The 24,715-nt window shown below is 40.7% G+C and carries 17 protein-coding genes and 1 other annotated feature; of the genes, 14 read left to right on the plus strand and 3 right to left on the minus strand.

Going from position 1 to position 24,715, the window contains the following annotated elements; genetic code table 11:
* Positions 1-94: 94 nt before the first annotated feature.
* The 6 genes from addB to MHB58_RS03825 all read left to right on the plus strand — a co-directional run bounded on the left by addB (position 95) and on the right by MHB58_RS03825 (position 12,210).
* Positions 95-3,736, plus strand: a complete 3,642-nt coding sequence (gene addB / locus MHB58_RS03800; RefSeq protein WP_340734736.1) for a helicase-exonuclease AddAB subunit AddB — start codon at positions 95-97, stop codon at positions 3,734-3,736.
* Positions 3,711-7,430, plus strand: a complete 3,720-nt coding sequence (gene addA / locus MHB58_RS03805) for a helicase-exonuclease AddAB subunit AddA (protein WP_340734737.1) — start codon at positions 3,711-3,713, stop codon at positions 7,428-7,430. Before addB ends, addA begins: the two co-directional genes overlap by 26 nt.
* A 12-nt stretch (positions 7,431-7,442) precedes the next feature.
* A complete protein-coding gene (locus MHB58_RS03810) occupies positions 7,443-8,621 on the plus strand; it encodes a DUF418 domain-containing protein (protein ID WP_340734738.1) in 1,179 nt (392 codons plus the stop codon).
* A 139-nt stretch (positions 8,622-8,760) separates the two neighbouring features.
* Positions 8,761-9,663 (plus strand): fumarylacetoacetate hydrolase family protein, encoded by a 903-nt coding sequence (locus tag MHB58_RS03815; protein ID WP_340734739.1) that lies wholly within the window; start codon positions 8,761-8,763, stop codon positions 9,661-9,663.
* Positions 9,664-9,872: 209 nt separating this feature from the next.
* On the plus strand, positions 9,873-10,241 hold the full coding sequence (locus MHB58_RS03820; protein ID WP_008403585.1) for a YisL family protein: 369 nt from the start codon (positions 9,873-9,875) through the stop codon (positions 10,239-10,241).
* A 514-nt stretch (positions 10,242-10,755) separates the two neighbouring features.
* On the plus strand, positions 10,756-12,210 hold the full coding sequence (locus tag MHB58_RS03825) for an alpha-amylase family glycosyl hydrolase (protein ID WP_340734740.1): 1,455 nt from the start codon (positions 10,756-10,758) through the stop codon (positions 12,208-12,210).
* 55 nt (positions 12,211-12,265) lie between these two features.
* Here the strand turns inward: MHB58_RS03825 and MHB58_RS03830 are convergent, their stop codons facing one another.
* Positions 12,266-13,072, minus strand: coding sequence for a Cof-type HAD-IIB family hydrolase (locus tag MHB58_RS03830; protein WP_008403583.1), 807 nt, complete (start codon positions 13,070-13,072; stop codon positions 12,266-12,268).
* Between the two features lie 102 nt (positions 13,073-13,174).
* Here MHB58_RS03830 and MHB58_RS03835 point away from each other — a divergent pair, with 102 nt between their 5' ends.
* The 3 genes from MHB58_RS03835 to MHB58_RS03845 all read left to right on the plus strand — a co-directional run bounded on the left by MHB58_RS03835 (position 13,175) and on the right by MHB58_RS03845 (position 16,616).
* Positions 13,175-13,939, plus strand: coding sequence for a serine aminopeptidase domain-containing protein (locus MHB58_RS03835; protein WP_338091643.1), 765 nt, complete (start codon positions 13,175-13,177; stop codon positions 13,937-13,939).
* Between the two features lie 62 nt (positions 13,940-14,001).
* Entirely contained in the window at positions 14,002-14,310 is a 309-nt protein-coding gene (locus tag MHB58_RS03840; RefSeq protein ID WP_039966323.1) for a metal-sulfur cluster assembly factor, read from the plus strand.
* 176 nt (positions 14,311-14,486) lie between these two features.
* Positions 14,487-16,616 carry an ATP-dependent Clp protease ATP-binding subunit gene (locus MHB58_RS03845; RefSeq protein WP_340734741.1) on the plus strand — a complete coding sequence of 710 codons (2,130 nt, stop codon included), beginning with the start codon at positions 14,487-14,489 and terminating at the stop codon, positions 16,614-16,616.
* A 317-nt stretch (positions 16,617-16,933) separates the two neighbouring features.
* Here the strand turns inward: MHB58_RS03845 and MHB58_RS03850 are convergent, their stop codons facing one another.
* Entirely contained in the window at positions 16,934-17,131 is a 198-nt protein-coding gene (locus tag MHB58_RS03850; protein WP_008403579.1) for a YjzD family protein, read from the minus strand.
* Between the two features lie 446 nt (positions 17,132-17,577).
* Between MHB58_RS03850 and MHB58_RS03855 the strand changes: the two genes are divergently transcribed.
* Positions 17,578-18,513, plus strand: a complete 936-nt coding sequence (locus MHB58_RS03855) for a beta-ketoacyl-ACP synthase III (protein WP_340734742.1) — start codon at positions 17,578-17,580, stop codon at positions 18,511-18,513.
* A gap of 117 nt (positions 18,514-18,630) precedes the next feature.
* Positions 18,631-19,872 (plus strand): beta-ketoacyl-ACP synthase II, encoded by a 1,242-nt coding sequence (fabF, locus tag MHB58_RS03860; protein ID WP_008403577.1) that lies wholly within the window; start codon positions 18,631-18,633, stop codon positions 19,870-19,872.
* 245 nt (positions 19,873-20,117) lie between these two features.
* Here the strand turns inward: fabF and trpS are convergent, their stop codons facing one another.
* Positions 20,118-21,107 (minus strand): tryptophan--tRNA ligase, encoded by a 990-nt coding sequence (gene trpS / locus MHB58_RS03865; protein ID WP_340734743.1) that lies wholly within the window; start codon positions 21,105-21,107, stop codon positions 20,118-20,120.
* A 64-nt stretch (positions 21,108-21,171) separates the two neighbouring features.
* Positions 21,172-21,388 (minus strand) — a binding site (T-box leader).
* A gap of 465 nt (positions 21,389-21,853) precedes the next feature.
* Between trpS and spxA the strand changes: the two genes are divergently transcribed.
* From spxA to MHB58_RS03880, 3 genes are all read left to right on the plus strand, one after another.
* Positions 21,854-22,252, plus strand: coding sequence for a transcriptional regulator SpxA (gene spxA / locus MHB58_RS03870; RefSeq protein ID WP_008403575.1), 399 nt, complete (start codon positions 21,854-21,856; stop codon positions 22,250-22,252).
* A gap of 313 nt (positions 22,253-22,565) precedes the next feature.
* Positions 22,566-23,219, plus strand: coding sequence for an adaptor protein MecA (mecA, locus tag MHB58_RS03875; RefSeq protein ID WP_014824615.1), 654 nt, complete (start codon positions 22,566-22,568; stop codon positions 23,217-23,219).
* A 321-nt stretch (positions 23,220-23,540) separates the two neighbouring features.
* On the plus strand, positions 23,541-24,668 hold the full coding sequence (locus MHB58_RS03880; RefSeq protein ID WP_340734744.1) for a competence protein CoiA: 1,128 nt from the start codon (positions 23,541-23,543) through the stop codon (positions 24,666-24,668).
* Positions 24,669-24,715: the final 47 nt, after the last annotated feature.

Here is a 24,715-nt window from a genome sequence, read left to right on the forward strand (position 1 = left end):
AAAAGACAGGGCTTTTTTGTATGATGGCAATTAATGCACGAACATGCATTCTTATATTATAATAGAAGAAAGAAATAGAAGTGAGGTGGGAATTGTGACGTTACGAGTTATAACAGGACGGGCAGGCACGGGGAAAACGACTTTGATACACCGTGAAATAGTCAATGATTTAAAAACAAATATATTTGGACATCCAATTTTTATATTAGTTCCTGACCAAATGTCGTTTACAACGGAATATGAGCTGACGACGAACTATGATATAGAAGGAATGATGCGTGCACAAGTTATGACATTCAAACGGCTGGCCTGGTTTGTGCTGCAAAATGAAGGAGGTATCGCCCACGAACGTATTGACGGCACAGGGTACCGCATGCTGTTACGACGCATTTTGGAAGAACATCAGGAAGAGTTCCTATTATTTAAACGCGCGGCAGGTAAATCCGGTTTTACGAAAGAAGTCGAGCAGGTATTAAAGGAATTCAGCCAATATCATATCGATGTGGAAACTATCGAGCCATTGATCGAGTCATTAAGATTAAACGGGGCAAGTGAAGTACTGCTTCATAAATTACATGACCTGAACATTATTTTAAAACAGTTGCATGAACGGATCGGGACAGATTACATTGATGGCGATGGCTATTTCCCTCTGCTAATTGAACGTATTCCGAAAATGGAAAGCTTGCGCAATACCGATATTTATCTGGACGGGTTTGTTTCGTTTAATGGACAGGAATTTGCCATTTTAAAAGAGCTGCTTATTTATGCGAAGAGTGTCACAATTGTGCTCCCGATGGAAGACCCGCAAATGGATCTACTGGAAGGATCGGTATTTTACAGAGCTGCGATGACGTATGACAAAATAAAGAATGAGCTGCAAAAGTTACGATTCGAACGAGGAATTGATATTGAAGAGGAGCCGCGTGTTCATTTAGAAGTAAATTACCGTGCGACTAATCGGGACTTGCTGCAGATTGAACATTGCTTCGACAAAATTACCGATAGACCAGTCGAATCAACGGGACACACGAAAATATTGGAAGGCGTAAATCCGCGCGCAGAAGTGCAAGGTATTGCCCAGGAAATTAAACAGCTTGTTCTGGAAAAGGGACTGCGTTATAAAGATATCGGGATTATGTACCGACAGGCAGATGTATATGATGCGATTATCGGAACGACCTTTACACAGTATGAAATTCCGTTTTTCTCAAATGAGAAGCGGGCGATGCTTTATCATCCTCTTATCGAATTTAGTCGATCTGTACTGGAAATTATTACAACAAACTGGAAATACGAACCGATTTTCAGAAGTATAAAAACAGATCTGTTCTTCCCTTATGGAGCCAACTTAGTCGCGATGAGAGACAGAGCGGATATATTGGAAAACTTCGTCATTGCAAAAGGGATTGTTCATGACCGTTGGATGAAAGAGGAAGTATGGCATTACCGTCGCTTTAAATCACTGGAAAAAGTAAATGCGGTTCAGACAGAAGACGAGCTGGAGCATGAACAGCTTTTGAAATCGGTACGAGACTTAATCCGTGAACCGGTACTGGCATTGCAGAACCGGTTGAAAGGCAAAAAGACAGGCCGTGAAATTGTCGTTGCACTGTATGAATTTATGGAGCAGCTTGATATTTATAAAAAGCTGTTAAAAATGCAGGAGCAGGAAGAGCAGTCCGCTTCACTGCATCAGTCATTGGAGCATGAGCAGGCTTGGAATGGCTGGATTCATATTTTGGAGCAGTTTGACCTGATGTTCGGCGATAAAGTTATGCCGTTGGAAGAAGTTGCGCAAATTTTGGATGAAGGCTTTGAAACACTGGAATTTGCAAGTGTACCGCCGACATTGGATGAAGTGACCGTTTCGACTGTCGAGTTTGCACGATTTGATAATAAAAAGGCGATTTTCGTAATCGGTGTCAATGACGGGGTGTACCCGATGCGTATGGAAGCGGGAGGTCTGCTGTCTGATGATGAGCGTGAAACATTTGAAAAAATCGATGTGGAACTTGCACCAGGTATAAAAAGCAGGCTCCTGCAGGAAAGCTTCCTGTTTTACCGGGCAATTTCTTCATCGACACAATATCTATATATTACGTATGCAAATGCAGACGAGGAAAGTAAAAGCAAACTGCCATCACTTTATATTAACCGCCTTCACAGCATGTTTGAAATGACAGAAAACCGCGGTACACCAGATGAAAAAGTGGTTCGTACACTGCCTCATCGAAAAATTGCAATGGACCCGCTTGACGAGTTCCAAAAGGACAATGTGCTCAATTATATACAGCACCCATCACCGGCGATTGGCTTCTTAATGACCCAGCTGAAGCAGGCGCAGCATGAGCGACGTCCACTTACAGAAGAATGGGCAGCATTAAAAGCTTTTTACGAACGGGAACAGCGCTGGAAAGATGTGCTGAATGTCGTGGAAAAACCTTTATATACGACAAATGAAGCGGAGCCTCTAACGGAAGAAGTAGCGACAGCATTGTATGGCGAAGATTTCTTGGCGAGTGTGTCGCGTATCGAACGCTTTTACAGCTGTCCGTATTCGCATTTTGCGTCCTACGGGCTGAAACTGCAGGAGCGTACTGAATTCAAGTTGGAAACGTTCGCGATGGGCGATCTGTTCCATGAGGCGATCCGGACGATTTTATCCGAGAAAGAGCCATCGATTCCGCTCACAACATATGTAGCGTGCTATAAAAAAGCGGATGAAACGATTTCAAAACTGGCGGATTATTTCTCTTACAGTATTCTGAAGAGCAGCCACCGTTTCGAATATATTAAAACGAAACTTGTGAAAATTGTTGCCCGTACGATTTATGCGCTCATTAATCAAAGTGAGCTGTCGAAGTTTAAAGCGATTGCTCATGAAAAGCCATTTGGGAAGCGAGACGATAAAAATACGGAACAGGATGACCGCAATCCGCTGGAAGCACTGAAAATTGATTTGGAGCATAACCGGAAAATGTATGTACGCGGACAAATTGACCGGATCGATGCATATAAAGATGCGGAAAACCTGTATTTGCGCGTCATTGATTATAAATCTAGCGGCCGTAAACTCGATTTTACAGAAGTATATAACGGGATTTCACTGCAGCTGTTGACGTATTTGGATGTAGCGATGAAAAATATCCCGATTATCGCACGCGAAGGAAAGTTCATCCAGGACTTATCGGAGCTGGAAAATATCATTGTCCAGGCAGCAGGGATGTTCTATCTCCATGTGCATAATCCGCTTATTCCGACAGAGGACTATGAGCAGTATGAGCGTGTGGAAAGTTTACGTCAGGAGAAGTTCAAGTTAAGCGGCTATATGGTAAAAGATGTGGAAGTGGCACAGTTGATGGACAAGTCACTTGAGCCGAGTAAAACATCGATTATTGTGCCGGCAGCGTTTAAAAGCGGCGAGAATCCGGAATTTAACAGCCGTTCATCAAAAGTAATCGAACAGGACCAGATGGAAAACCTGCAGGAATTTGTACACTATAAATTCCGTCAGGCGGGCAATGAAATTTACCGCGGAAATACGGAAATTAAACCGTACAGCCTAGGGAATCAAAAGGCTTGTACGTATTGCAGCTTTAAATCGGTTTGCCAGTTCGACCAGTCGGAAACCGGCAACAGCTATAATGAAATTAAAAAACAGCCGGAACAGGAAGTATTCGAAAATATTAAAAAGGTGGTATGTGCAGATGACGATTCCAGCGAAGCCGAATGATGTTCAATGGACAGATGTGCAGTGGAAAGCCATCTATGCATCCGGTCATGACATATTAGTATCGGCAGCGGCCGGTTCAGGAAAAACGGCCGTATTGATCGAGCGGCTTATTCAGAAGATGTTAGCGCCTGAAGACAAGCGCATTGATGTAGATGAGCTGCTCGTCGTAACGTTTACAAATGCCTCGGCTGCGGAAATGCGTAACCGTATGGCAGAAGCGCTTGAAAAGGAGCTTGCCCAAAATCCGAACAACCAATTTCTGCGCCGTCAGTTAAGTTTACTGAACAAAGCACAAATCTCTACATTGCATTCATTCTGTTTATCGATTTGCCGTGAATATGCATACACGATTGATCTGGACCCGGGTTTCCGTCTGGCAAGTACGGAGGAAGCTTCATTATTACAGGATGATGTGCTGATGGATGTGCTTGAAAAGGCATACCGCGGTGATATGGAGGCATTGTTCACGAAAGAGGAGCTTTATACATTAATCGACAGCTTTGCGTCTGACCGCAGTGACCAGGCGATTGAGCTGTTGCTGCAGGAAATGTATAAAGTATCGCGCGTACAGCCAAACCCGTATGAGTGGCTGCGTGCATTGCCGGAAAAATATAATATTGATCCTGAAAGTCCAATTGATGAACTGGTCATTGCGCAGGAAGTCCGCCCGTTTATTATCGGGAGCCTGAGAGAAATTGCCACTCGTCTTGAAAAAGGATTGCAAATTGTGTCCGTTACACCAGCGTTAGAGAAAAATAAGCCATTGTTTGAAGCTGAATATACAGGGGTTATGCATGTACTCAAGGCAATGGAAGAAAGTTCATGGGAACAGGCATATGAGCTGATTCCAGCTGTTGAGTTCGGACGGATCAAGCCATTGACGAAAAAGGATACCGAGGAAGATAAACAATATTATGCGGTAGCGAAAAATCATCGTGATACGGCAAAAGAAATGCTGTCTGATTTAAAGGAAACATTTTTTGCACGCCATCCAAAGTTGTATGTACAGGAAATGGCGGCGACAAAGCCTATTTTGGAAACGCTCGTAAAACTGACGATTGAATACAGTGAAGCGTTTAAAAAGGCGAAGCAAGAGCGCGGCCTGCTTGATTTTTCGGATTTAGAGCATTATGCACTGGAAATTTTGACGGATGAAAAAAGTACGTCAAATCCGCCTCTGCCGTCCGATGTTGCATTGAATTTCCAGAAGCGTTTCAAAGAAGTGCTTGTCGATGAGTATCAGGACGTCAATTTTCTACAGGAAACAATTTTACAGCTTGTGAAAAATGGCGGGGAGCAGGACGGGAATATGTTTATGGTTGGCGATGTAAAGCAGTCCATCTACGCGTTTCGTCTTGCAGAGCCACGTCTTTTCCTTGATAAATATAAGCGATTTGAAGAAGACCCGTCCGGCACAGGAATGAAAATTGACTTGAATGCCAATTTCCGTAGTCGTTCGGAAGTGCTGGAAGGTACGAACTATGTGTTTGAGCAAATTATGGATGAAGAAGTCGGTGAAATTGCGTACGATGAACAGGCAAAACTGAAGTTCGGGGCGAGCTATGATGAACAGCAAGTACCGATTGAATTAGTTTTACTGGAAGGTGATTCAAAAGCGCAAATCATTCCGGGAAGCGAAGATGGTTCAGAGGAAGAGAGCATCAGCTCGGCACAGCAGGAAGCGCGCTACATTATCCAGCGCATCCGTGATTTAGTCGATCGTGGTGGACAAGTATACAATCCGAAAACGAAATCGATGCGCCCTGTCAGCTACCGCGATATTGTCGTATTGATGCGTTCACGTACATGGTATACGACGTTTGCGGAGGAATTCAAATTGGCCGGCCTGCCGCTATATGCCGAAACGGACGGTGGTTATTTTGAATCGCTAGAAGTCATGATTATGATTAACACATTAAAAGTCATCGACAACCCGTATCAGGATATACCGCTCGCGTCTGTACTGCGTGCTCCGTTTATCGGGTTAACGGAAAATGAACTGGCAAAAATCCGTTTAATTAATGGAAAAGTACCTTTTTATGAAGCGTTAAAACAATATAAAGAAGAAGCAGCGGGTGACATGCCAATCGAAACTGAAGCTAAGCTTGATAAGTTCTTCACAATGCATCAGAAATGGCGGCAGTTTTCCCGTCACGGGGCATTGGCTGATTTAGTATGGCAAGTGTATTTAGATACGAATTATTATGAAATGGTCGGCGCGATGGCGAACGGCAAGCAGCGACAGGCGAACTTACGGGCACTGCATGACCGTGCATTAAGCTATGAAAAATCGTCATTCCGCGGATTATTCCGCTTCCTGCGATTTATCGACCGCATGAGTTCACGCGGAGACGATTTAGGGATTGCGAAATCGACAAGTGAAGCTGATGATGTCGTGACATTGCTTACAATCCACAAATCAAAAGGGCTTGAATATCCGGTCGTGTTTGTAGCGGGGATGAGCCGGGCTTTTAATACAAAAGACTTAGGCAGCCGCTATATTTTCGATCAGGATTTCGGTTTGGCGATTAAATCGGTCAATCCGGATTTAAATATCATTTCGACCTCTTTGCCGCATTTATATGTGAAGGAGAAAAAGCTGGCGAAAATGAAGGCTGAGGAAATGCGTGTTTTATATGTTGCGATGACTCGTGCAAAGGAACGACTTATTTTAGTCGGTTCGATTAAAGATTGGGAGAAGCAGAAGGAAGAATGGGCATTTTATCAGGAGCTGGAGGAGACGGTGCTTCCTGCATACATTCGTTCAAAAGCGAACAGTTATTTAAGTTGGGTCGGTCCGGCTGTTGCCCGACATAATGATTTCCTGTTTGCCGATTACGGCTATTCGAATGACGCGGCAACAACTGAAAAGTGGACAGTCCGCATTATTCCAAACCGCGACTATTTGCTTGCCAATGAAGCGGAAACGGTGGAGCAGGAAGTGGTTGAACAGGCTGTGAATGAAGAGCTGGTGGAGCTGCTGACAAAACGTTTTACAACACCGTACCCGTACGCAAATGCGGTGACGAAAAAATCGAAAACGTCGGTGTCTGAGCAAAAGCGTCTTGAAAGTTTGCAGCAAATGGAAGAAGAGCAGCTTTACAATATGGAAGCGAAGCGCTACGTAAAAACCGATGTACCAAGCTTTATGCTGAAAGGGAAAAAAGAACGTAAACTTTCGGCAACCGAAGTCGGTACAGCTGTCCATGCAGTTATGCAGCATATCCCGCAGCAAGGATTTGCATCGATTGAAGAGACAAAACAGTATATCCAATCACTCGTAGAACGTCAGCTTCTGCAGCAAATCGAAGCAGATGCGGTTTCGGCAGAAAAGGTATTCGCCTTTTTCGAAACAGAAATAGGTGGGTGTTTTAAAAAAGCGAAACAAGTGCTGCGTGAAGAACCATTTACCCTTAGTTTGAAAGATCAGGAAGGGGACGCCCAAATTATTCAAGGTGTCATCGACTGTATTTTTGAAGATGAACATGGGAACTGGGTGCTTCTTGATTATAAAACGGACTATATCGAACAATATTTATTAGGCGATTTTGAGAAAATTAAACAAAAAATGACAAAGTCGTACCAAATTCAATTAAACTATTATCAGCATGCTGTCCAATCAATTAAGCGTATTCAAATAAGTGAACGCATTTTATATTTATACAGTATTGGACAAGAAGTGAAAATAGATTAGGGGGATTTGACGGTGGATTTTCGCCCAGTAGGTACGAAAGAGCGTGTTGCGACACTCGATATATTGCGCGGTGTAAGTTTGCTCGGCATTCTATTAGTGAATATGTTTGGATTTTACTTACCGATGCCGCATATAGCGGATTTAGGCAGCTGGTTTAACGAAGTGCAGGATGTCATACTCCAGCAGCTTTTGGATATTTATGTACAAAGTAGCTTTTATCCGTTATTTTCTATGCTGTTCGGGTATGGACTAGCGATGCAATATATTAAAGCAAAGGAGACGGGCGCCGATTTTTACCGGTTTGCACCGAAGCGTCTCATTTTGTTGTTTTGCATTGGGATGTTTCATGCAGTTGTTATTTGGTGGGGCGATATTTTAGCGACGTACGCGTTTTGCGGTGTATTTTTAATCGCGCTTATTCGGTTAAAGGCAAAATGGCTCCTGCTTGTAGCAATTGCGGTAAATGCTTTGTATCATGGTTTTAATTTAAGTTTATATGTTGCAGCAGGCTTTTTTACGGCATCAACGGATAGTTTTTCTGTCGATATTGAAGCAATTCAAAGTGCCTTAACAGCATACGGTATCGGGAACTGGACAGATGCATTTATGCAGCGTCTGGATGATTTATCGATTCAGATGGGTGTCATGATGTGGATTTCGTCTTTATTTACGATATTACCTTATATGCTGTTTGGCGCAGCACTTGCGAAATGGCGTCTCATCGAGCAAGCGAAAGAAAAAATCGCTGTTTGGATCATTCTGGCTGTAGCTGGTATGGGCGGTGGACTTTATATGAAGAGCTTGCCGATTGCCGGTGACCAAACATTCGGCAATGAATACTTGCAAGTTTACATTGGTGGACCGTTGCTGGCGATTGGCTATATGGCAGTCATCACATTGCTGACACAATTGTCTGTCATTGTAAAAATGCTGTCGCCAATTGCAAAGGCTGGCCGTATGTCTCTTACCCTCTATCTGATGCAGTCCGTCATTTGTACGGTACTGTTCTACAATTGGGGATTCGGTTTATATGGAAAAGTAGATGTGCAGATGGGGATTTATATGGCGGTCGGAATTTTCGTCATCCAAGTATTGTTTGCGGAAATCTATTTCTCAAAATATAAACAAGGACCGATTGAAGCGTTGCTGAAGAGATTTACTTACGGCAAACCGGCAGACCGTAAAGCGTGAACAAAGAATACGGTATTGTAAAAAGTTTTATGCGCCGAACGCTTAGTTTTACGTATTAAGTCCCTTTTTGTCAGAAAAGTAAGGCAATTGTTTTTGTTTTAATGTATGATGTAAAAAAACAGAAGGAGTGCTCCACGTTATGAAATTGTTATCATTTAAAGTAAACGAACAAGTAAAGTTTGGCCCAAAAGTAAAAAAAGAAGAGGCAGTTTGGGATGTTATTGAAATCCAAAACCAACTTAATGTACTAAAAGACTTTCCGAAAACAATTATTGACGGGATTGCACATGGCTATGAATTTGTTGAGCAAGTTCGTAAATTAGTAGAGGCAGCTCAGAATCATGAAGATGGTGCTCAGTTCAAACTGGCTTATTCTGATATTGAATGGCTGTCGCCAGTTCCTCGTACACCGAAAAATATTTTATGTGTTGGTAAAAATTACAGTGATCATGCCCGTGAAATGGGTGCAGAAAAGGCACCGGAACATATCGTTGTCTTCACAAAGTCACCAACTGCAATTGCTCCGGATGAATCAACATTACCTGTGCATGCAGATGTGACGGATTCCCTTGATTATGAAGGAGAGTTGGCTGTCGTAATCGGCAAGCGCGGAAAAAATGTTCCAAAAGCAATGGCATTTGATTATGTGTTCGGTTATACAATCGCCAATGATCTTACAGCCCGCGATGCACAGGAGAAGCATAAGCAGTTTTTCTTAGGGAAAAGCTTGGAAGGCAGCTGTCCAATGGGGCCGTATTTAGTAACAAAAGATGAAATTCCTGATCCGCATGCATTATCAATTGTGACGAAAGTAAATGGTGAAGTACGTCAAAACGGTTCGACAAAAGATATGCTGTTTTCCGTTTCGGAAATTATTGAGACAGTTTCTAAATATGTCACATTAGAACCGGGCGATGTTATTTTAACAGGTACGCCGGCCGGAGTCGGAAAAGGGATGAACCCGCCGCAATTTTTAAAAGCAGGCGATGAAGTGAAAATTGCAATTGAAGGAATCGGGACTTTAGCAAACCGATTTGCTTAATGAAATTAGGATATTCATAGCTGCAGATTGCTAGATTCGCTATTAATAGGCAGTAGATTTTCTGGTATAGGGAAATCTACTGCCTTTTTGCGGAAAAGTTTCGTTTTTTATGACAACTCATAGAACACTTGGCAGATTCAATTGAATTTATATAGCTTTACATGGTAGGATATTGCCTGTAGAGAATAAATAGAAGAGGTGGAAAATTCGTGGATTTCTTAACTAGTACGACACATATGCACATCACGACTTGGGTAATAGCATTAATATTATTCTTTATCGCTGCATTATCCGGCAAAAAGATGAAAGCAGTACACATGATCTTACGTGTAATGTATATTTTAGTAATCGTAACAGGGTTGTCTTTATTCCTGGAATGGCGCGACAAGATTACTGAAAGCGGCATGAACTATGATATGAAAGTTTTATTTGGTATTTTAGTAATCGGCTTTATGGAAATGGTGCTAGTACGCAAAAACAAAGGCAAATCTGTCAACATGTTCTGGGTACTTTTCGGTATCGTTCTATTAATCACATTATACTTAGGCTTAAGCATGGGTATCGGTGTAAATTTCTAATAAAGGTTGAAGCGTGTAAAAAGTGGAGGTGGCTTTTTACACGCTTTTTTGTATGGAGTAAAGGCAGAATTGAGAGGTTCTACATTTAAGGAGATTCGTTCTACATTATCTCCGGAAATTGCTACATTTGTCGCAAACCTTTCTACTTTAATGGATAATTGTTCCATATCAAATCCAAGTTGTTCTACTTTCTTGGGCCATCGTTCTACATTTCCCCCGCAAGGTTCTAATATCCCTAAAACTTACTATATTACCGCGAATCATTCTACATATGAGGAGAGCTGTTCTCTTTTATAGCCAAAATAATCTCCTTTCCCAATCAATCGTTCCACTTTCCACACGAAAACTTCTATTAAAAGACACAGCGCCACCAATTCCTAACCTTATGTAACAATCCATACACATTTTTGTCACGTATTTGCCGAATTTCCTATAAATAACTTTTTAAGCTAGCTACGTTTGTACCTTTTTTGGTAAAATGACGTTGGACTGTAAATGAAAGAGAGGGAAATGAATGGGATTTAATAAATGGTTTCGTACATTGGCTGTGGTTGTGCTGCTTTCGACTTCATTGTCAGTTGCTGCTGTTGCAAATGCGGAAGAAGAGCGTACGATTGCAGATGAAAGTATATATGACGTTTTAGTGGACCGTTTCTTTAATGGTACCGGTAAAAATGATGATGATACAGTAAATACACAGGACCCGACGATGTTTGCAGGCGGGGATTTTAATGGTTTACTGAAGAAAATCGATTATGTTGCAAATATGGGGTATACGATGCTTTCGATTGGCTCTGTATTTGAGACTGAAAAATATGATGGGTCGATGCCAACGAGCTATACAATGTTTGACCACCGATTTGGTACAGCAGAGGAATTTAAAAAAATGATCGAGGCTTATCAAAAACGTGACATCAAAATAATGGTAGATTTCCCTATTTCCAATGTAAGTCCAAACCATGAACTTTCAGAAAAACAAGGATTTGTAGCATCTGAGAATAATGGGAAAATACAGTGGGACTTAACGAATGAAGAAGTACAGAATGAGCTGATCAACAGTGCTGTACAATTTGTGAGTACATATAAATTAGACGGAGTTCGTTTGACGAATATCGAACAAGCCGATACTGCATTTTTAAATCGCTTTATCGAGCAGTTAAAAGCAGCAGGTGCTTATACAATTGCGAATGCGGAAAGTGATGCAAATTTTGACGCGAAATTTTATAGTGATACTGCTTCAAACTTCACAAATGCATTTAAAAATGTCGATTTAAATACGACTGTACTGGATCCTCATATCGAGGAAATGCTTTCAGGGACACCGGTTTTATCCATGACGGATACGATCTGGTCGGATCGCTTCACATTGGCGGCAACCGAGGAAGGTATGTATCCGCCGACTCGGAGTAAAATTTCCATCGCGAGCACACTCTTACTTCCAGGTGTGCCAGTAGTGCAATATGGATCTGAAATTGCGATGAATGGGGAAGCGGGTGTTGAAGCGCACCAGTACTACAATTTTAAAACGGATTCGGAATTAGCCGATTATGTAGGAAAGCTCCAGTCATTAAGAAATGATTCCGAGACACTGCGTCGCGGGGAATTTAAATGGCTTGAAAATGAAGACGGCTATCTTGTATTCGAACGCAAATCTGATAAGGAAACATGGATTGTTGTCATTAATAATAGTAGTAAGACAAAACGTGTGCATATTCCGGTAGCTGAGCTAGGTGAAGGAAAAGAAGTTCGCGGCATGTTCAACAGTGAAATTATTCGTGAAAATAAGGACGGCAATTATGCGATTATTTTAGACCGCGAAATGGTGGAAGTGTACCAGGTGATTGAAGCGCGGGGTATTAACACTTCTTACATTGTGGCACTTGGTTTGGTCGTTGTATTGTACACAGCATTTATGATTGTTATTATGAAGCGCGGGAAAAAACGCCGTGCCGAGAATTCAGCACAATAAAAATAGCCTGGAGAAGCAGACCACATGCTTTTCCAGGCTGTTTACATTCTAGCTGTTATAGTTTCAAGCGGTCCTGCAAAAACTTCGCAATACCGTCTTCATTGTTCGATAATGTAATTTCATTGGCGATTGTTTTCAAATCGTCAATCCCGTTACTCATCGCAACCCCAACACCAGCGTAATCGATCATCTCCAAGTCATTGTCCTCATCGCCAAATGCAATGATGCGTTCGCGCGGAATGCCCATTTCTTTTGCGATATAGTCGATGCCTACCGCTTTACTTAACCCTTTATGGACAATTTCGATAATTGGGAAAGGCGCCCCCCAACGTCGATGCTCGATCAGCTCAGCGTGGACATCCTGTAAATGCTTGCGAATAATCGGTGTATTTACATCATCGGCTTGAATGAGTAAACTTGTCGGGTCTTCCTTTAATGTATTTTTCAGATCGCCTGTTAAAATATTGGGGTTACCCATATGCAGCAACTGAAGCACACCTTCATCTTCACGGTGAAGATATACATCATCCATTACTTCGGCGATTAAGTTGTCGTATTCATATTTATGAACAGATTCTACAACATCGTGGACTACGCTTAAATCGACTGTTGTATGAATCGCTTTCCACATCGGATTTTTAGGGTGGTGGATGAGGGCTCCGTTAAAATTGACAATCGGGGTTGTTAAACTCAACTCCTGATAATAAAGCTGACTTGCACGATACGGACGTCCTGTCGCGATCATCACCTGATGACCGGCTTCCTTTGCTTTCAACAACGTTTCCTTTGTCAGCAAAGAAATCTTTTTCTCGTCCGTCAATAAAGTGCCGTCTAAATCTAATACAATTAAATGTTCGTTCATAAGAGTAAGCCTCCTTTAGCCTGGGTATAATTGTAACGTGCAAATTTAGTATTCGTCAAAGTTTTGAAACATTGACCAATTTTTGCTAATGTAAACAAAGAGGTGAGAAATTTGATAGTTAATAAAGAACAATGGAAGTCCATTCCATTACTGCATGTATATGATGAAACGATGGATGAGCAAACACCAGTCGTGATTTTTCTCCATGGTTTTTTAAGCGCAAAGGAACATAATTTACATTATGCTTATCAGTTTGTGCAGCAAGGTATACGCGTTATACTTCCGGATGCATTATTGCATGGTGAGCGCTCGAATCAATTGACGGAAGACCAGATGAACTTTAACTTCTGGAAAATTGTATTAAAGTCAGTGGAAGAAGTACATACTATTTATGAAGAATTGAAGCTGAAAAACTTAGCTGGGAGCAAAGTTGGTATTGCCGGAACTTCAATGGGCGGAATCGTTACATCAGGATGTTTAGCGATCTATCCTTGGATCGAAACGGCAGGTATTTGCATGGGAACGACAAGTTATACGAAACTGGCTCTTCATCAAGTAGAGGAATTAAAGCAAAAAGGCGTAACATTCCCATTGTCTGAAGAACAGCAAACAGGCTTGCTTCAAATGCTGCAAAAATTCGATATGGAGCAGCATGAGGATCTATGGGCAAACAAACCGATTATTTTCTGGCATGGTGAGCGCGATACGGTCGTTCCTTATCATATGAGCCGAGATTATGTTGAACAACTAGAAAAAGAAAAAAAAGCAGAACATATTACTTATTTGGCAGAACAAAAAGCAGGCCATGCCGTATCGAGAAATGGGATTTTGCAAGTCACGCAATTTATGGCGCAATGTTTGGCATAAACCATACGTTCTGCTATGATTAACAATAACACCAAGGCGAAAGGGGAAATTTAAAAATGGCAATTGATCACGATATGAAAGAAAGTATGTTAGGTGCATTGGAAAACGTAATTGACCCTGAGTTAGGCATTGATATTGTTAACTTAGGTTTAGTATATGAAGTGGATTTAACAGACGAGGGTTTAGCAATTGTTACAATGACATTAACATCAATGGGCTGTCCGCTTGCTCCGGTAATTGTTGACCAAGTAACAACTGCACTAAGTGAATTACCGGAAGTAAAAGAAGTAAAAGTTGACATCGTTTGGCAACCGGCATGGTCTAAAGACAATATGTCCCGTTATGCAAAAATGGCATTAGGTATTCGTTAATAAAAGTAAATAAATCATTTGAAATTCGGTCATTTTGCATATAGGCAAAGTGATCGATTTTTTTTTTACGAACATATATGCGAAGGAATCTGGGTGTAATTATTTGTTGTTTGACCAATTTTGACTTATAATTAAATTAATCAAAAAAGGTCAAACTAAATGAAAGGGTGCACTGTATGCAATTTAATCAAACTCAAGATAATCGTCCGCCATTAGAACAATTTGGACGTAATTTAATTGAACAAGTAAAAAAAGGTAAGATGGATCCGGTTATCGGACGAGATGAAGAAATCCGAAATGTCATTCGTATTCTGTCACGTAAAACAAAAAACAATCCGGTTCTCATCGGTGAACCAGGTGTTGGTAAAACAGCGATCGTCGAAGGATTGGCACAGCGTATTGTGAGACGGGATGTACCTGAAGGATTGAAAGATGCGGAGCTTTATGAACTGGATATGAGTGCGCTCATTGCCGGTGCATCGTATCGCGGACAGTTTGAAGAGCGACTGAAATCTGTATTAAAACAAGTAAAAGAATCAGAAGGACGTATCATTTTATTCATCGATGAGATTCATACAATTGTCGGTGCAGGGAAAACGGACGGAGCAATGGATGCAGGAAATATGCTGAAACCAATGCTTGCACGCGGTGAACTGCATTGTATTGGAGCAACAACATTGGACGAGTACCGCATGTATATCGAAAAAGATCCTGCCTTGGAACGCCGCTTTCAGCAAGTAATGGTGCGGGAACCTTCTATTGAAGATACGGTATCCATTTTACGCGGTATAAAAGATCGATTTGAAGAACATCATCGTGGCGTACGCATTCATGACCGCGCAATTATTGCAGCGGCCCAGCTGGCAAACCGCTATATTACAGACCGCTTTTTACCGGATAAGGCGATTGATCTCGTTGATGAGGCATGTGCAATGATCCGTATTGAAATCGATTCAATGCCACAGGAACTGGATCAGTTAACGCGCCGTCTTACACAGCTTAAAATCGAGCAGCAGGCTTTGAAAAAAGAAAAAGATGACGCGAGCAAAAAGCGTCTTGAAATAATTACTGATGAAATTGATACATTGGAAACTTCGATTAAATCGATGAAAGAACAGTGGGAGCTTGAAAAAAACGGCTTGCAAATCGTGCGCGATAAAAAAGATGAACTGAAAAAAATGGAGGCCGAACGCGATGACTTATTTATTTCAGGCAATAATTTAGCGCGGGCAAGTGAGCTCCAATACAGTAAAATTCCACAGCTTGAAAAGGAAATTACCGAGCTGGAACAGCAGCTGAAACAGTCGGAAGGTAACCGCATGCTGCGTGAAGAAGTGACGGAAGAGGAAATTGCTAAAATCATTTCACGCTGGACAGGTATTCCGGTAACGAAGCTTGTTGAAGGTGAACGCGAAAAGCTGCTCCGTTTAAAAGATACGCTGCATGAACGGGTAGTCGGTCAGGACGATGCGGTAACTTATGTAACAGAAGCAGTATGGCGTGCACGTTCAGGTATTAAAGATCCGAATAAACCGATCGGAAGCTTCCTGTTCCTAGGGCCGACTGGTGTCGGAAAAACCGAATTGGCAAAAGCATTGGCCGCACAATTATTCGATTCAGAAGATCATTTCATCCGTATTGATATGAGCGAGTATATGGAGAAACATTCTGTGTCGCGACTCGTAGGAGCACCTCCAGGCTATATTGGCTATGAAGAAGGCGGTCAGCTGACAGAAGCGGTACGCCGCAACCCGTATTCAGTTGTACTCTTGGATGAAATCGAGAAGGCGCATCCGGATGTCGCGAATATCTTACTGCAAGTGCTCGATGATGGCCGCATTACAGATAGCCAAGGGCGGATCGTCAACTTTATGAATACCGTCATTATTTTGACATCGAATATCGGCTCGCAGTTTTTACTGGAAGGATCAGAAGAATCGGAACAGCTTGTCCAAACGGCATTACGCCAGCACTTTAAACCAGAGCTGTTAAACCGGATGGATGATATTATTATGTTCCATGCCTTATCAAACGAGCACTTCCATAAGATTGCCTGGAAATATGTAAAGCAGCTTCAAGATAGAGTTGCCGAACAGGAAATTACGTTATCAGTGGACGGTGAAGTGGTCGACTGGATTGTCAAGCATGGGATTGATCCGCAATTCGGTGCACGTCCATTAAAACGCTTTGTCCAACGCCATTTAGAAACGATTATTGCCCGTGAGCTGTTAAAAGGGGAAGTCGCAGCAGGTGGAACATTGTCAATTGCATTGGAAAATGAAGAGTTGGTTATAAATTCAAATTAAGTGTGAAAAAAGCTTGTACGTGAATGCGTACAAGTTTTTTGTATGCGAGGGATATGCTAATAAAGCTGACTGAAGTTCTAATAAAAATGAAGAAGTTCTAATAAAAGCCGGAAGTTCTAGTATAAATGTCGGTTGTTCTAATAAGAGGTGCTACTGTTCAAATAAACAAGCAAACTTTTCTAATAGCAAGTATGTAATTTCTAATATTGGATAGAAGTGTTCTAATAAAAAATGAGGCTGGTAAGCGCCGCAACAAATAGAGCGGTAAATAACAAGGGGCTGTCCAGTAATTTTACCGGACAGCCCCTTGTTATCTATTAATGATGCTCTGCTTCTGCTTCTGGAGTTGATTCGTTTGGAATGATTGCAGCGATAATAATAACTAATACGCTGAATACTAATGATACGATTACGCCATTCATGAAGTTAAAATCTACACTTAATACAGAACTTACTACATAGTTTAGCATTGAAACTAATAAGAATGACCAAAAGAACGTAATGATATATTGCATCAAATTCACCTCATTGAACTTATTTATAACGTTATTGTGAAATTACATCTTCAATATCATACCACAAGCCTTCATGAAATTAAAAGGGCGAATCAAATTATTCTTCAAGTTGTCATAAATGCCTATTTTTATCGCTTTTTTAAGTAGGAATTAACAGGAAAATAGAGAAGATTAGCTCGAATCTGTTTCTCTAACAATGTTCGTTTTTAACAATTGTTTCAGTAAAAAATTTAAGCGTAATAAACGTCCATCCGCATTTCAATTTCAGTAAGGTTTTTCTCGGTTAGTATAGCCAATTTAATGGGGAGAAAGACAAGAATAAATGTCCAATCCCTCGTTTTCCAGAAATTTTAATTGTGTTCAAAATAATTATGCTCTATAATTAGTACCAACTACTAATAATTAGTTATATTTTTTGATTCACGAGAAAACAAGGGGGCTATTATATGAATGCCGGTATTATAGGGATGGGGAAATATGTTCCGGAAAAAGCTATACCAAATAAGGATTTTGAAAATGTTTTAGATACATCAGATGAATGGATTCGTTCTCGTACAGGTATTGAAAATCGTTTTATCGCTGAGAATGAAGAAACATCGGATTTAGCATATAAAGCAGCAGTGCAAGCTATTGAAAACGCAGGTATTAAGCCGGATCAAATCGGTTTAATCGTAGTGGCAACCGTTACACAGGATCAGAATTTCCCGAGTGTAGCTTGTCAGATTCAAGAGCGACTTGGAATATCGGGATGCGGTGCAATGGATGTGTCCGCTGCATGCTCAGGATTTATTTATGGAACGGCTATTGCCAAGCAATTTATTGAGAGTAATAGTTATGAATATGTGTTAGTAGTAGGTGTTGAAAAACTGTCGAAAATTGTGGATTGGGATGATCGCAACACGGCTGTCCTTTTCGGAGATGGTGCAAGTGCGGCCGTTCTCGGAAAAGTTTCGGAAGGGCGCGGTATATTGGCTTTCGAACTGGGAGCTGACGGAACAGGCGGAAAGCATCTATATTTAAATCCTAAAAATCACATTGCGATGAATGGTCGTGAAGTATTTAAATTTGCGGTTCGTCAAATGGGCGAATCGGCTGTAAATGTCATCGAAAAGGCAGGCATGACTAAGGAAGATGTCGATTATTTAGTGCCGCATCAGGCAAACATCCGCATTATGGAAGCCGCAAGAGAGCGTCTTGACTTGCCAGAGGAAAAAATGTCGAAAACAATCCAAAAATACGGCAATACATCTGCCGCTTCAATCGGAATTTCGATTGTAGAAGATTTGGAGTCTGGTAAAATCAAAGATGATGATATCGTTGTTTTAGTCGGTTTCGGCGGTGGGCTTACATGGGGAGCGCTCGCATTAAAGTGGGGTAAATAAAAACTTGGGCTCCTGGGAGAATGGTACAATATTTTTCCCTTTGGAAAGCGTTCGACTGAAATGGAAATTAACCTTTAAATAGAGGAAAGAACTTAACTTAGAAAAGGGTGTTAAATAATGGAGAAAAGAAGAGTTGTTGTTACAGGAATCGGTGCAGTTACGCCAGTAGGAAACAGTGCAGAGCAAGCCTGGGAAAATGTAATTGCAGGCAAGTCTGGTATTGGACCATTAACACGAATTGATACGAGTAAGTTTACTGTGTCTGTAGCGGCAGAAGTAAAAGACTTTAATATAGAAGAGTATATTGAAAAGAAGGAAGCACGCAAAATGGACCGTTTTACACATTATGCGATAGCTGCTTCAATGATGGCTGCAAAAGATGCCAACTTGACTATTACAGAGGAAATGGCGCCCCGCGTAGGTGTATGGATCGGGTCAGGGATCGGCGGAATGGAAACGCATGAGCAGCAGTTTCTAACTTTCCAGGAACGCGGTGTTCGACGTGTGAGCCCGTTTTTCGTACCAATGATGATTCCGGATATGGCTTCAGGTCAAGTATCGATTTATCTTGGGGCAAAAGGGGTCAACTCTTGTTCCGTAACGGCTTGTGCGTCGGGAACTAACTCGATTGGTGACGCGTTTAAAGTAATTGAACGTGGAGACGCTGATGTGATGATTACGGGTGGAGCAGAGGCGCCGATCGTAACAATGGCGGTTGCAGGCTTCAGTGCAAACACAGCGTTATCGTTAAATCCGGATACGGCTACTGCATCACGTCCATTTGATAAAAACCGTGACGGCTTCGTTATTGGCGAAGGTGCAGGGATTTTAATTTTAGAAGAATATGAACATGCGAAAGCGCGCGGTGCGAAAATTTACGGAGAAGTCGTTGGTTATGGTTCAACAGGGGATGCCCACCATATTACAGCACCGGCTCCAAACGGTGAAGGTGCAGCACGTGCGATGCAAATGGCGATCGATGATGCACAAGTATCTCCTGACCGCGTTGGTTATATTAATGCACACGGTACGAGTACACCATATAATGACTTATTTGAAACACAGGCAGTCAAAACTGTTTTTGGTGACCATGCCTATAAATTGGCGATGAGTTCAACGAAAAGTATGACAGGCCATTTATTAGGTGCAGCAGGCGGGATTGAGGCAATCTTTACGGTACTTGCATTGAAGGAAGGCATTTTGCCGCCGACAATGAATTTACAGGATCCGGATCCGGAATGTGACCTGGACTATGTACCAAATGCCGCACGAAAAGCGGAAGTTGAATATGCGTTAAGCAATTCACTGGGCTTTGGCGGACATAATGCTTGTTTATTATTCAAAAAATATACAGATTAATAAATGACAAAAAACGAACGTGCTTCTTCTATCGCACGTTCGTTTTTCGTATAGTTGTACGAAGGATGGTGTTTTGACACGCTTCGTACTATTTTTATTTTTTTATGGGCTCAGTGTCATGTCGATCAGTAATATGATTCTATACTTGAATTACCGCACGCTCGGCTATTCATGGCATGCTGTATTACTGTACATTGTACATGGAGCAGAGTTGTATCTGTTGATTGTTGCTATTGGTGGGATGATTAGCGTCGTTTACGGCCTAAGCCCATCGCGTTCTCCATTTTCTTGAGTGTTTTAGAGGCAATGGCATTCGCTTTTACTGCACCCTCATCCAAAATTTCATCAAGTTCCGGTGAGTCAATCAGTGCATAATAGCGTTCTTGAATTGGTGTTAAATGGTCAATAACAGTCTGCGCTACTCCAGCTTTAAAATCACCATAGCCTTTGCCTTCATACTTTGCTTCTAAATCTGCAATCGCTGTACCGGATAGGGCAGATTCAATAATAAGCAAGTTCGATACACCCGGTTTGTTTTCAATATCAAATTTAACGATTCCCTCAGAATCTGTTACAGCGGATTTGATTTTCTTTTCGATTTCTTTTGCTGTATCAAGCAGGCGAATCGTAGCTTTTGAATTTGTATCGGATTTTGACATTTTTTTCGTTGGCTCCTGCAATGACTTGATACGAGCGCCTTCTTTCGGCAATTGAATATCAGGAATCGTTAATACATCATTGTAGCGCTTATTGAAACGTTCAGCTAAATCGCGTGTTAATTCAATATGCTGCTTTTGGTCTTCACCAACTGGTACGATGTCTGTATTGTACAGAAGGATATCGGCAGCCATTAGCGGCGGGTATGTTAAAAGTGCGGCAGAAACGGATTCTTTACCTGTCGATTTGTCTTTAAACTGTGTCATGCGCTCTAATTCTCCGATTGAAGCGACACATTGAAGCATCCAGCCTGCTTGGGCATGGGCAGGGACTTCTGACTGAATAAATAAAATCGATTTTTTCGGATCAATGCCACATGCGATATACATTGCTGCCAATGAGCGAATATTTTTTCGTAACTCAAGGCGGTCCTGTGGCACAGTAATTGCGTGCTGATCCACGATGCAATAAATGGCGTTGTTGTTTTCCTGTAAAGCGGGGAATTGTTTAATCGCACCGATATAATTCCCTAAAGTAATTGTTCCTGTTGGTTGTACACCTGAAAAGATGGTTTTCATTGGGTGTTCCTCCTTAAAAATCAAATGAAAATAAAAAAACATCATGCGTCCTCTATTCGAAAATAGAAGGGACGAATGATGTTAAAATCCGCGGTACCACCCAGCTTGCCTCAATTGGCCACTTTACTTCGTAACGTGAAGGCGACGAGCTGGACTACTAATAGAAACGTTCATCAAGCTAACTCGGAAGTCCATTCCATTTAACGAATGATCTGTTTGCACCAACCACAGACTCTCTAGGCATTCAAATTAAATGTACTACTCTTCGTCATCGTTTTTCATAATCTTGAATGGATTATAACGTAAGTATTGAAAAGAAAGCAATTGTTTTATTTAAAGAAATAGGAATAAAACAAAGCGAAAATGGAAATAGTAGTAAATAGATAATTATATTTTAAGAAATGGCATGATATTATCTGACTTTTTTCTCAATTACAATTTGATAAATGAGAAAAAACTTTAAAAATCAGTACGTTTTATTTTACTATTTTATGGGTAAATTTTAATATGGCGCAAAATTCTAGAAAGTGTGCTTATTAGAGAGAAATACGTAATAAAATTTATTACGTAAGTTGAATTATTTGTTGACATTGTATATTCAAACATGGGTTATTCATGTATAATGGGAACAGAATCTTAAATTAAATTAATTCTAAATTGAGTTTTATTTATACATTTGTGCTTCTTCATAAAAGGAAGCAACATCTAGCAATTGAATTGAAATCAATTAGAGAGGGAGTGAGCCAATGTTAGTAACATTATTTACTTCACCAAGTTGTACTTCATGTCGAAAAGCAAAAGCATGGTTAGAGGAACATGATATCCCATATACAGAACGCAACATTTTTTCCGAGCCACTTACAATTAGTGAAATCAAAGAGATTTTACGAATGACAGAAGATGGTACCGATGAAATTATCTCGACGCGTTCGAAAATTTTCCAAAAGTTGAATGTTGATGTTGAAACATTGCCATTACAGCGATTATATGAGCTTATTCAGGAATATCCAGGATTATTACGCCGTCCGATTATTTTAGATGAAAAACGTCTGCAAGTCGGTTATAACGAAGATGAAATTCGTCGATTCCTGCCTCGTAAAGTACGAGCATACCAGTTGCAAGAAGCCCAACGCATGGTTAACTAAATAGACCGCTCATGATGTTACGGATGCATATTGTGCAATTGTAGCATCTTTTTTTTATTTTAGAACATATTAGAAAGACACCTTAATTACTTGATTTAAATGGAGTGGTGCAATACAATTTCAATTATTCAAATAATTTATGCTGAATAATGTTTTTCCTTTTCATTTTAATCGATTCCATCATACAATAGAGTTATAGATACTTCTAATATTTAAAAGTATCTCAGTTCCGATGCAATAGAACGCCATATTGTATGCCACTTGGAAATAAAGCGACGTTCTATACAATGACTGTGAAGGGGGTTGAGGTCTAATGGACATCGAACGCATTAATGAAAATACGCTAAAATTATTTATTACGTATAGTGATATCGAGGACCGCGGTTATACTCGTGAAGAAATATGGTACAATCGCGCAAAAGGTGAAGAGCTTTTCTGGGATATCATTGGTGAAATAAATACAGATGATTATTTCGATTTAGATGGTCCAATTTGGATTCATATTAACGCTTCAGAAAGTGGATTGGAAGTCGTTGTTACACGCGCGTCTGTAGGTAATGACTCCGAAACTTCTTCAATGACAGGCAACTTTGAAGATGACCTTCATATATCAGATCAATTAAATGAAATGGAAGAATCGATCTTCAATGCGATTGGCAAAGCTGCAAAAGAAGAAGAACAATCGCTTGAAAATGCCCGATTCCGATTTAAAGATATTGACGAACTAGTACCTCTTGCAAAACGCGCAGCACCATTAGGAATAGAGTCTGTGTTGTATAAATGGGAAGATTATTACTATTTATATGTAGAGTTAAAAGATTTGGAAAGCGAGGAAGCGAGAAATATCATCGCTTTATGTACTGAATATTTAGCTGCTTCCAAAATTACAGCGCACCGACTTGAAGAGTACGGGGAAACAATCATTGCTGAAGACTGCTTCGAAACAATCATTACGTATTTTGATTAGGACAGCAGTTTACGAAAGCCACCTGATTTCAGGTGGCTTTTTTGTGTTTGAGCTGAGGGATATCTGGTTGAGGGAAGTAGAATATAGGGGGACAAAAGTAGAATAATGGTTGAGGAAAGTGGAATATAATGCGTGTGAAGCAGAACAGAGCATCGAGAAAGTAGAACCTTGTGACGGAAAAGTGGAAAGTTCGTCTATAAAAGGGAACGGCAATCAATAAAAGTAGAAATCCTTTGAAAAAACCAGTTTCCAATAGTTACTATTTATAAGTTGAAATTGAATGTTCAGTTCATTAAGATAGATAAAAAAGGGGGGTAGCGAATGCTAGTCGCTTTGACGGAACAACAGCAATTATTCTATTTAACGTCGAAACTGCCGCTGGATGAGTTACAAAAATTAAAAAAGCAACAATCCTTTTTTTGTCCTCAATGTAAAGAACAGCTTCTGTTAAAGGCTGGTCAAATAAAAATCCCGCACTTTGCCCATCAAAAAAATAGTGAATGCGATTCTTTGTTTTCAGAAGGGGAATCTGCCGCGCATCTCCTCGGGAAACAACACCTCTTTCAACTTTTTACAAGCCTTCAGCTACGTCCCGTTCTTGAACCGTATTTACCACAGCTTCAACAAAGACCAGATCTTCTCATCGCATTTAATGATCGCCAATTTGCTATTGAGTTTCAATGCAGCCCAATCGCGCATCCATCTTTTCAACTGCGTACAACCGGCTATTTAAATGCTGAAATCACACCGATCTGGATATTGCACACTCCCGAAAAATTCAAAAGTCCCGGTATTGTAAAAATTTCAATCAATCACACAAACGCGCAGTTTATGCAACGGTATAAAAAGCAGAAATACCTCATCACCTACGATGAAAAAAGTAAAACTTTCTACTATATAAGCAATTTAATCCATCTTCATAAATTGCAGTATTTTGCTGTCGTTAAGCCATTGCCGCTCAGCCAACAACGTTTTCCGCTTTTAGTTCCAGAGAAAATATCAAAATCACAATTTCATCTGCTGCTAAAAAAATACAGGAGTTATCGGGAGTACTATATCCGTCACCGTCTACTATTGAGTAAAAAAGGGGTTAACGATCGATTTTTTCGAGCCATTTATGAATTAAGGCTAATTATGACGAGTTTACCGATTTTTTTAGGGATTCCTGTCTGCAATACGCATGCTTTTAACCGATTCTGTATAGAATGGCAAGTAGGGCTTTTTCATTTTATGAACGCCCATGCGCTCACACCTAAAACGATGAATGTGAAAGCGATTCCTTACTTTTTCAAATGGAGTCAATTGGACCTGACGAATGAGCGGAAAACAGCGGTGGAACATTATTTAACAATTTTAAGACATCTTAAAATTGAGCAACTGGATGAAAATATAGCCGAAGAACAACTTTTTAATGTTCTATACGACGAATTGGTTGCAATTGGATGTTGAAATTGTTTAAATAGATTTATAATTTCGAATATCGGAATAGTAGGAGG

Origin of the sequence: Solibacillus sp. FSL K6-1554 (assembly GCF_038005185.1) — a bacterium.
GTDB classification, from domain to species: domain Bacteria; phylum Bacillota; class Bacilli; order Bacillales_A; family Planococcaceae; genus Solibacillus; species Solibacillus silvestris.